This window comes from Mycoavidus sp. HKI, assembly GCF_020023735.2.
In the GTDB taxonomy this organism is placed as follows: Bacteria; Pseudomonadota; Gammaproteobacteria; order Burkholderiales; family Burkholderiaceae; genus Mycoavidus.
On sequence record NZ_CP076444.2, the window covers coordinates 1,106,537 to 1,117,441 of the forward strand.

Here is a 10,905-nt window from a genome sequence, read left to right on the forward strand (position 1 = left end):
ATCAACAGGGTTTTGTTTTGACAGTAGCAGTTATGCATAAAACTGTTTATTGCGATAGTGCAAAGTCGCTACACAACTTATAGGGCAACGTTAGTCTCCTTCGGTAACCCTTTTTAATGAAGCAACGTGCGGCTCGTCCTGGCATGCCGGGTTGTTCGGATGCGTGGTCCAGTTCGCGTAGCCGCCGGCGTCAACGCGCTCCATCGTGATGCATTGATCGACTGGGCACACATGCATGCATAAATTGCACCCGACGCAGTTTTCCTCGACCACCTCGAAATAACGCTGACCATCGCGACTCGCTGTAATCGCTTGGTGGGCAGTGTCTTCACATGCAATATGGCAGAGTCCGCATTGAATGCATCGCGACTGATCGATATGCGCTTTGACGTCGTATTGCAGGTTCAAGTATTTCCAGTCGGTGACATTAGGCACCGCGCGGCCACACAAATCGTCGAGTGTTGCGAAACCTTTGTCGTCCATCCAGTTAGACAAGCCGTCGATCATGTCGTTGACGATCCGGAAGCCGTGGTGCATCGCCGCCGTGCACACCTGCACGCTGCTAGCGCCGAGTACGATGAACTCAGCCGCATCACGCCAGTTCGAGATGCCGCCGATGCCGGAGATCGGCAACCCAGATGTCTTTGCATCCCGCGCAATTTCAGCCACCATATGCAATGCGATTGGCTTAACCGCCGGCCCGCAGTAGCCGCCGTGCGTGCCTTTGCCGTCAACGGTTGGTTCTGGCGCCATCTGGTCCAGGTCAACGGCAATAATCGAGTTGATTGTATTAATCAGCGACACGCCGTCGGCGCCCCCGGCGTATGCAGCACGCGCGCCGAGCCGGATGTCGGTAATGTTTGGCGTCAGCTTGACGAGGCACGGCAACCTGCTCGCTTGCTTAACCCAGCGCGTGACCATCTCGACGTATTCGGGCACTTGGCCAACCGCTGCACCCATGTTGCGTTCGCTCATCCCGTGCGGGCAGCCGAAATTGAGCTCGACCGCATCGGCGCCGGTATCCTCAACCTGGGACAAGATCGATTTCCATGCGTACTCCTCGCATGGCACCATCAGCGAGACGATCAATGCACGATCCGGCCAGTCGCGCTTGATCTGGGCAATTTCACGTAAGTTCACGTCGAGTGGTCGGTCGGTGATCAACTCGATATTGTTAAGTCCCGCGATGCGCTGGCCGTTGTGCGTCGTCGCGCCATATCGCGAGCTTACGTTGACCACATGTGGGTCGAGGCCGAGTGTTTTCCAGACCACGCCGCCCCAGCCAGCCTCGAATGCGCGATTGACATTGTAGGCCTTATCGGTGGGTGGCGCGGACGCGAGCCAAAACGGGTTCGGTGACGTGATACCAGCTATTGTGCAGCGAAGGTCAGGCATGATCGGCTCTCTAGTTTTCTGATGTCAATGTAGAATCGCAATTGGCTATGCGACGTTATGCTCTGTTACACAGCTTTGGCCACGATGCGGGCGAACTGCCGGATGATCGCGTGCGCGGCGAGCTTGCCGTCCTGCACGGCCTGCACGGTTAAGTCCAGCGCCTGATGGTTAGTGCAGTCGCCGCCTGCCCAAACGCCAGGCAGTGAGGTGGCGCCATCGGCGTCCACCGCGATCCGTGCGCCGTCGAGCGTCAGCAGTTGTGCGTCAATGCCATCGGATACAAGCGTCTGGCCTATTGCCTTTAGCACAACGTCCGCCTTGATGCGAAATGTCTCGCCGGTCCCTTCGAGTCGGCCTTCAGCATCCACCCGCGTCGTCTCGAATTGCACTGCGCTCGCATGCACGTCGCCACTGCCGGCATGCGGCATGCCAACGACACGCAGCGGCCTGGCCCATTCGCGCAGCACCACGCCTTGTTTGCGTGCGAAGTCACGTTCCGCCCATGTCGCGCTCATCTGCGCTGCGCCGCGCCGGTAGACCATCGTGACCTGCCGCGCGCCAAGTTTGACGCTTTGTACGGCGGCATCGATCGCGGTGTTGCCACCGCCGATTACAACCACGTGCTGTCCGACCGGCAACGTACTGAGGTCGTCGCTTTGGCGTAGCTGAGCGATGAAGTCGACTGCGTTCAGCACACCGGCAAACGTTTCGCCGTCGGCTTGCAGCGCATTAATGCCACCCAGCCCGATGCCGAGGAACACGGCGTCAAACTGTTCACGCAACTGCGTCAGCGCTATATCGCGACCGAGCTGGTGCCGGGCGTGCAACTCGATGCCGCCGATCGACAGCAGCCATTGCACTTCACGCTGCGCAAAATCGTCGACCGTTTTATACGCGGCGATGCCGTACTCATTGAGTCCGCCCGGCTTGTCGTGCGCATCGAAGATCGTTACCCGATGTCCACTCAGGGCGAGCGTATGCGCGCATGCGAGGCCGGCTGGCCCGGCACCGACCACGGCGACGTGCCGCCCAGTATCGGCCGCCCGTGTGAAAAGCGGTTTACCCGATGCCGCTTCATGCGCCATCTGGTGATCGGTTGCATGCCGTTGCAACGCACCAATCGCAACAGGCATGCTGTCTTGGTGGTTGAATACACAAGCACCTTCGCACAGAATCTCGGTCGGACACGCGCGCGCACACATGCCGCCAAGAGGGTTGGCTGAGAGGATGTCGCGCGCGGCGCCCACCAGGTTGCCGTTGCCAATCTTGCGGATAAAGCCTGGAATGTCGATACTCGTTGGGCATGCGTTTACACACGGCGCATCGTAGCAGTAGTAGCAGCGGTGCGCCTCGACAACCGCTGCGTGAGCGCTGAGCGGGGGCGCCACATCGGCGAAGTTTGCCGCGAGTTGTTCTGCAGGCAGGCAGCCTGCAGCAATATCGTCGTTCTTATGTAATGTCATCGAAGCGCTCCTTTGAACAAGAAACATGGCCCTGCCGAACGTAAGCCACTCGCAGGTGCGATGTGCAGCAAATAACGCAATGCAAAATGGCGAGGCGCTGGACAGCCTACGCCTCGTAGTTTACTAGCGGCCACAATGTTTGACCAGCCCACCAGCCCAGCGTTCTGAGGCATTTTTATCTGTTACGCTTGTAATCTTCAATAATTTCAGTAATCACACGGCTAGATTGTGCTCTTTCAACTGCATTTGTTTCAGTCATAGTTCGCTTTTTATCACAGCCTCAAGCACTGGTATTTGCATATGGTGATATTCTCTTCAAATTAATGTGAGCCAGTGTGCATATTGGGGGTCTTTGCCTGTCACAATATCAAAAAATGCGCGTTGCAATTTTGCCGTTATTGGACCACGCCGTCCCTCGCCGATAAGCCGGTTATCGAGTTCACGAATTGGGATAATTTCAGCGGCGGTGCCAGTAAAAAAAGCTTCATCAGCACAATACATTTCATCACGTGTGATGCGTTTTTCAATGACTTCAATATCATATGCTCGCGCCAGTATCATCACGGTGTCACGTGTGATTCCATCTAGGCAAGATGAAAGGTCAGGCGTGTAGAGCCGGCCCTTGCTAACCATAAATACGTTTTCACCGGAACCTTCCGAGACATAACCGTCGGTATCTAGCAAGAGTGCTTCGTCATAGCCATTGGCCGCGACTTCTTGGTGTGCCAGAATGGAATTCACATACCAGCCGCTGGCTTTCGCGCGCACCATTGAAACATTCACATGATGACGCTGAAGCGATGAAATTTTAACCCGGATGCCCGCAGTAAGTGCCTGCTCCCCGAGATAGGTTGCCCAGGGCCAGGCGGCGATCGCGACGTGAACCGAATTGCCTTTGGCCGAGAGGCCGAGTTTTTCGGAGCCCAACCATGCAATTGGCCGGATGTAGCCTGATTCAAGTTGGTTCGTGCGCACCACTTCGATCTGTGCGTCGGCAATGGTCTGCTGATCGAACGGTAAAGTCATTTGAAAGATTTTTGCCGAATTAAACAAGCGTCGGGTGTGCTCCTGTAGACGGAAGATAGCTGTGCCAGCGGCCGTTTGATAGGCCCGGACCCCTTCAAAAATGCCCATGCCGTAATGTAATGTATGGCTTAGAACATGAATGTTGGCAGAGCGCCAGTCAACTAATTGACCATCCATCCAGATTTTGCCGTCGCGGTCTGCCATTGACATAGGATTCTCCCTAGTGCATCAGTTAGTTTAATTATCTTTACAGCTTGCCGGCGCTACCGGCCCTATCCCAACCTGAAATTGGGGGACAAGCAGCTTTATCTTGCGGTGGCATTAACCAATGGATCTGAGGCTCAAACGCATAACTTGGCACGGTGATCTTGCGTCCTCTACCGGACGTTACCGCTTGCCAGTTAATTGTGGCTCCATGTTCATATAGCTTCGCCAGAGCCTTTCGAGGTCCATTGAAATCGCAATCTTCTGTGATGCTTGGAAGCCAAAGCCCTTCGTGCGCTGGCACACAGCTGCGCGTCATATTGAGCAAGGTTGAGTTAGGACCAAGCTCAACAAAAATGCGTACGCCGCTTTGCCATAAAGACTCTATCCCTTTTTGAAACTGAATCGGCTCACGAGCCTGCTGTACCCAGTATGAAGGGGAAGTAATAGCCTGGTCTGCTATTTCGCCACTCAGACTGGATATAAACGGGATAGTGGGCGAGTGCAAAGACGTGTGTTCAACATCAGTATGTAGCCCACGCGCGCGGGCTATCACTAATCGTAAAGCTTCTGGCAGCGTAATGATTCCTGCGACTGGCGCGGCAGCATACTCTCCTATACCATGTCCCAAAACAGCAGCGGGTTTGATACCCCAGGCTGTCCACATTTGACTAAGCGCATAAGTAAACGCAAACATGGCGGGTTGAGCAAAACATGTCTCTTGAATACGTGTATCTGGTTCAGAGAGTAGACGAGAAAGAGAGACATCAAGGCTTCCCTCTACAATTTTGTCGCACGCTAGAATTGCTTCGCGGAAAACCGGCTCCTGGGCTAATAGGGCGCGCCCCATTTCAAAGCTTGGAGTCTCTTGCCCATTGAAAAGAAAAGCTATCCCACCACGCTCAACTCGCGGCGCTACAGATTTTTTATGAGCCAGTTGCTCTTGGGCTGAGGCTACATCATTCGCCACAATAGCTATACGATGCTCGTAATGGGGCTTGAATGCGCTAGCTGACGTACAAACATCCGCAAAATTTTTTGTATCAGCCTGCTGCAGAAAAACTTGCCAACGCTTTAAATTGGCTGAGAGTGCGGCCGTAGTCTTGGCTGATATGGTAAGAATATTGGCACCTGGGGCATCAACGCGAACTGGAGAAGGACGGGGAGGGGCTTGTTCAAGAATAATATGTACATTAGTACCCCCAGCTCCTGATCCGCTCACGCCTGCGCGTCTTGGTCCTGCACTGATTGGCCATTCGATGAGTGTTGGATTAACAAAAAACGGACTTGCCTCAAAGTTAATCGCTGGATTGGCGTGTTTAAAGTTAAGCGTCGGTGGAACCAAGCCGTGCTGCAACGATAAAATGGCTTTTATTAATCCAGCCATACCTGCTGCAGAACCCAGGTGACCAATGTTTGGCTTGACGGAACTCAAAGCACAAAATTGTTTTTTTGAACTTGAGCGCTGGAATGCTTCTGTCAGTGCCGCTACTTCCAGCGGGTCGCCCATCTTGGTTCCCGTACCGTATGCTTCGATAAGCCCGATGCTATCTGCTGAAACGCCAGCAATTTCCTGTGCTTCTGCCACCACGTTGGCTAGGGCTTTTACGCTAGGTGCTGTAAAACTGACCTTTGCATTACCATCATTGTTAACGGCCGTTCCTTTGATAACGGCATAAATGACATCATCATCAGCTTGCGCGTCTACCAGTCTTTTAAGTAACACCACCGCCACACCACTGCCCCCAACGGGTCCCGCTGCTGCCGCATCGAAAGGACGACACACACCATCAGGAGGCAATATGCTGCCCTCGCTGTAGCAATATCCTTTTTTGATAGGAATACTAATAGAGGCGGCACCGGCAAGTGCCATATCGCATTCACCATTGAGGACTGCCTGGCAGGCAGAATGCACAGCAATGAGGCCCGTTGAACAAGCGCTTTGTACATTGATGCTCGGTCCTGTCAAACCTAACTTGTAAGACGCACGCGTGCATAGAAAGTCATTGTTATTGGCAATAATGACATCCAAGCCCTCAAGGCCATTAGTGTTTTTAAGCATCGCAGCATGTGGCGCCACATGCTTAGAAAAATAGCTATCCATTTGGGGGCCAGCATAGAGACTTGCGCCGGCTCCTCCAAAGCAGCCAATGCGTCCGGTATAGGAAGCCGGGTTATAACTGCCATTTTCTAAAGCCTCAGCAGCGCAGGTCAAAAACAGACGATGTTGTGGATCGGTCAGTGCGGCTTCTGCATCCGTCATGCCAAAGAAGGTAGCATCAAATTGATCAGCGCAGTCTAAAACACCACCAACGGGCACATAGTTCGGTGATTCCGCTAGAGTGCGAGTCACGCCCGCTGCCACCAGTTCATCCACGCTAAAGCGTGTAAGAGAACAAACAGCGTGGCGAAGATTATTCCAGTACGTATCCGCATCATTGGCACCTGGAAAACGCAAACTTAAGCCAATCACAGCGATATCTAGATTTTCCAAATTATTAACCTGGTTGGTGTGTGATTAAAGCCTACTCTGAAACGGCACGACTTCTTCGTCGAACATCTGCCGCCATTCGTTGATTCTGACGAGTAGCTACCGTAGCAGTTTTGGGTACCGTATCTAGCTTTTGCTGAGGGGGGATCATGGTCTCAGATTGCCGAGCTAACACCATCTGTGCCTGTTCTCGTACAGTGGAATACTTGAAGATATCGACCATCTCCACTTTGATGGAAAAGAGCTTATTCATCTGCGCTTGCAATCTAGGAACAAGCAGTGAATTTCCGCCTAAATCAAAAAAATTACTATCAGCTCCCACTGAGCTGATCTCTAAAATATCTTGCCATAGCTTACTAATACATACCACTGTGCTATCGAAGGTAGATGCGCTTGCAGGGGGCTGCATCTGTCTGCCAAACGTTAACGGCACAGGGGTTCCAAAACGGTCCTTGAACAGGCAATCCGTTTTCTCAAGCGTGAGGTTAGTCGCGTTGCATTCGGCAGAGAGTGCAAGAAGAGGACGGGGGGAGGTTTCTATGAGTTCGGCCCAACTGGGATGAGTGGAGATAACCCCAATTGCCAAGTGACTGGATCTTTCGCAGAGCGCTGCTTCAAATAATTCGATTGCGGACCTCGCAGACAGTACTTCAAAGCCACGTGATTGTATGATTGACGGGGCACTCACGCCGCGGCTCATGCCAGTATCTTTCCACATACTCCATGACAGAGTTCGGTACAAGCCGCCCGAATCGCTTTCAGCAACTGCCGATAGAAAAGCATTCGCTGCCGCATAATCAGCGATTCCAGTACCCCCTATTAGTCCGCACAACGACGAGAAATTAATGAGGCATGCATTGGGACGCTCTTGCAGTAAGCGGTTCAAAATACAGGTGCCTAAAACTTTTGGCTGGAGTGTTTTGGATAGATCAGAAAGAGATAAGTCAACAAGCGGCATGGGGTTCACATAGCCAGCAAGATGAAACACCCCATCAAGGCGACGCATCTGACTTTGCTCCACTGCCTTAATCACTTGGAAAAGCTGTTTCTCATTACAAACATCTGCAACTTCGTAGATAACATGGCCGTAATGTTGAAGATCAGCAAGGCGCTGCTTGGCAGTGTCGTGTTCCGCCATAGGAGTGCGGCCCACGATGAGCAAGTGCGTTTGATAGGTCTGCAAAAGAAATTGGGCAATTTCATATCCAATTCCTCCAAGCCCCCCCGTTATCATGTACAGCCCACCCGGACGTATCGGCGATGGATTTTCTGTGCTGGTCACAGCCTTTAGTGACCTAACCCACCGTAACCCGCTACGATAAGCAATCTCGGAGTCGGATGAGTTCGACATAAGCTCATCCGCAAGCGGGTTTGCACTATTAGTTTGGCTTGCAGGGATATCAATGTGCTGAATAGACAGCCAAGAAAGCTCCTGCGCTGCTGCGCGCAGTAAACCTAAGCTAGGTGTCCGTGTCCAACACACTGCATCGCTCGATAAGACTTTTTGCGTATCGCTGTTAATGACAATCAAGCGTATATCTTGCGCATTGGCTCTAAACTTGGCCAAACTTTGCAAGACCGTTAAGACAGTATAAGCGCCACGTTCCTGGCTAATATCTAAGCTTACATTGTCTCTAACTATAGGAAGTTCGGTCGCTGGAGCTTCGCAAAAAAGCACGACGCCATCTAATCGGCCATCTTCGCAGACTGCATGGAGTAGCTGAACAAAGTCATCACGCTGTAGCAGGCGCACGGCATAGGATTGCGGACTGAGTTTCGCAAACATTGGAGCAAACTTGACGCGTACACTACTGCTACCACAATCAGCTAGCCTCTGAACAAGAGCATCCGCTTTAGCCTCGTCATTTTCAATAATGAGATAGCGCTTTGCCTCATGCGGCCCAAAGTTATGAAGATTGCTGCGCTTCCAGGAAGGAGACCAAAACGGTTGCGCGGTGGGTTCACTCGCTTGTGCCGCCTTAAAAGTGTCAGGAAAATGACCGCTTTCAAATTGTTTGCGAAGCAGGGAGCGCTGAATTTTTCCTATTGATGTCTTCGGGATTTGCTCTCGGTCCACTCGCACTAAAAAACGAGGACTCAGTCCTATAGAAGACACTAGTTTGGCCCGCACTTGCTTGGCAAGCCCAGAAGAGTTGGCGTCGGCCGTTGGGCAAAAGAATACGACAAGCTGATCGGTCTCTTTATTCGCAACGCGTATAGCAATTGCAGCAACATAAGAAGGATCAATACCCTCAATTTGTTCTACTAAGCTTTCTATTTCAGAGCTTGAGTAATTTGTGCCATTAACAATAATGGTTTCCGTCGCACGACCTGTTATGAACAGGCGATGATCATTAACCATGCCTAAGTCGCCCGTACGAAACCAGCCATCTTCAGTGAATGCCGCTTGATTAGCCTCTGGATTCAAGTGATAACCTGGTGTAACACAACGACCTTTGATTTGAAAGTGACCAATTTGTCCCTCGTGCACGAGACTATTGTTGGCGTCAGTGATACGGATACTGACGCCAGCGATAGGAGCCCCTAGGCTGACGTGAGGAGCAACAGGATCGTTGGCGTCGGATGTGAAATGGTCTTCATAAATGACACCTGAGGCCGTTTCGGACATTCCCCACACAGGGTGCATCACATCACTACGCAATCCATGCGGAGCAAGTAGGTGTAAAAACGCTTTAGCTTGATCGGCCACCACGACTTCGCCACCGTTGAAAATGAAGCGTAATGCCGATAAATCCCAATGCCGTTCTTGTAATTCTGCATGTCGCTTGTTGATTAAGGTATAGGCGAAATTAGGCGCCCAAGTTCGCGTAACGCGATAGTGGTCCATCAAATCAAGCCAATGCAATGGATCCTGCAAAATAAAGTTACGTTCTACTTCAATTTGTTCAATGCCTCCATGCACACCTTGAAGATGGAAAAATAACAGTCCACCCACATGGTCTAATGGGACCCAATTCAATGATACGTCCGTTGGAGCAAAGTTATAGCGAGCTGCTACTGCATCAGGCCGCGCTAAGATACTGTGATGCGTATGCTCTACTAATTTCGGCGCTCCGGTACTACCTGATGTACAAAGCAGCAGTACCAAATCATCCGGCCTTACTTGTGGCAGCGGGATGCTGTCAGAGGTAGTCGCCGCTTGGAGTTGATCAGAAATTAAAATAGATGCGTTTAAATCGCCAAGCTGTGAGGTTAAAAAATCCGCATCTTCTTGGCTGCTGGTCAATATGCGGACATTGCCAAGCACATTGCATACTTGCCTTACTTTGTGAACGGATCCCTCCCCAGCTTTATTAATTCTGTCGAAGCTCATAGGAACTGGAATCAGTCCAGCGAGCACGCATGACCAAAAACCAGTGATGAAATGCTCATGATTAGAAAATTGTAGCAAGACTTTTTCTCTTTGCTGACAACCTTCTTGCAGCATGGCATAAGCACCTTGCTGTGCTGCTTTCAGGAGCGCTTTATAAGTTTGGTGGCGCGGTGGTATAGCGGAAACAAAAGTTATGCCCCTGTCGGTAGCAGCTGCATAGATTAAGAGGTCGGTAAGGGTTTGTTTTTTATCCTCAGGAGGCGGAGGACCTTCAAGTACAGCCCAGCGTTGGCTCGTCGGAATTTCGGGAAAGCTGGCGCTATGAGCTATAAAAGTTAATTTTGGGGGTACCTCCTCTGCATCTATAATCCGCACGCGTATCTCGCCGGCATTTAGGTTTTTAGACAAAAATCTGGCGCAGTCTGCTGCTGTACTATCATCGATAACTGGGAGGAGGCTGAGCGCAGCGTCGTCAATAGCCCCTGTAATGGTGGTAGGCAACAGGGAGACTGGCACAATAGATAGCCTCTCTGCAGATGCCCCTGCACTAACCAATTTCGTCATCAGCGATGACACGAGCTGTTTGGGGGAATTGGAGGCATGTGGAACCACGTAAAGAAGCGACCATATATGGCCATTGACTACTCGATGCTGTAACGCCCACTTTAATACACCTCGATGCGCTTTCATAGAAATTGCAACCATTTCTGGGTCTAATACATTTAAATCGCTACCATTTAGCGCCATCGACCGCCCCTTAAAATACGCTTAAGTATTCTTTTTAAGCAAATTGAACGTGGTATTAAATGTGTTTTCTTGGTCTGAAGTTAACCCCCCTCTTACGGACAGTAAATAGTTTACTTTAATCTACATGGAAGCCGCCTTGAACCAGCTGCGTCAGGAGGGCTACCTTGTACGAGATAACGACGTGGCTCGGCTTTCGCTACTGATCAGCCATGCCACATGGAACTCCAGCTTGGTTGGCCAGTATA

5 protein-coding genes are annotated in these 10,905 nt (G+C 51.4%); all 5 read right to left on the reverse strand.

The window, feature by feature from the left end:
- Nucleotides 1-90: 90 nt before the first annotated feature.
- The 5 genes from preA to KMZ15_RS04490 all read right to left on the reverse strand — a co-directional run bounded on the left by preA (nt 91) and on the right by KMZ15_RS04490 (nt 10,660).
- Nucleotides 91-1,395, reverse strand: coding sequence for an NAD-dependent dihydropyrimidine dehydrogenase subunit PreA (gene preA, locus KMZ15_RS04470; RefSeq protein WP_223694594.1), 1,305 nt, complete (start codon nt 1,393-1,395; stop codon nt 91-93).
- Between the two features lie 65 nt (nt 1,396-1,460).
- Nucleotides 1,461-2,858, reverse strand: a complete 1,398-nt coding sequence (locus tag KMZ15_RS04475; protein ID WP_223694596.1) for an NAD(P)-dependent oxidoreductase — start codon at nt 2,856-2,858, stop codon at nt 1,461-1,463.
- A 315-nt stretch (nt 2,859-3,173) separates the two neighbouring features.
- Nucleotides 3,174-4,094 carry a branched-chain amino acid transaminase gene (locus KMZ15_RS04480; RefSeq protein WP_223694598.1) on the reverse strand — a complete coding sequence of 307 codons (921 nt, stop codon included), beginning with the start codon at nt 4,092-4,094 and terminating at the stop codon, nt 3,174-3,176.
- Between the two features lie 37 nt (nt 4,095-4,131).
- Complete coding sequence (locus tag KMZ15_RS04485; protein ID WP_223694600.1) at nt 4,132-6,582, reverse strand: type I polyketide synthase; 2,451 nt, start codon at nt 6,580-6,582, stop codon at nt 4,132-4,134.
- Nucleotides 6,583-6,613: 31 nt separating this feature from the next.
- A complete protein-coding gene (locus KMZ15_RS04490; protein ID WP_223694602.1) occupies nt 6,614-10,660 on the reverse strand; it encodes an SDR family NAD(P)-dependent oxidoreductase in 4,047 nt (1,348 codons plus the stop codon).
- Nucleotides 10,661-10,905: the final 245 nt, after the last annotated feature.

Bases quoted from the DNA above. Each gene is read 5' to 3' on its own strand.
- preA (WP_223694594.1), bottom strand. From the start codon at position 1,395: ATGCCTGACCTTCGCTGCACAATAGCTGGTATCACGTCACCGAACCCG.
- KMZ15_RS04475 (WP_223694596.1), bottom strand. From the start codon at position 2,858: ATGACATTACATAAGAACGACGATATTGCTGCAGGCTGCCTGCCTGCA.
- KMZ15_RS04480 (WP_223694598.1), bottom strand. From the start codon at position 4,094: ATGTCAATGGCAGACCGCGACGGCAAAATCTGGATGGATGGTCAATTA.
- KMZ15_RS04490 (WP_223694602.1), bottom strand. From the start codon at position 10,660: ATGGCGCTAAATGGTAGCGATTTAAATGTATTAGACCCAGAAATGGTT.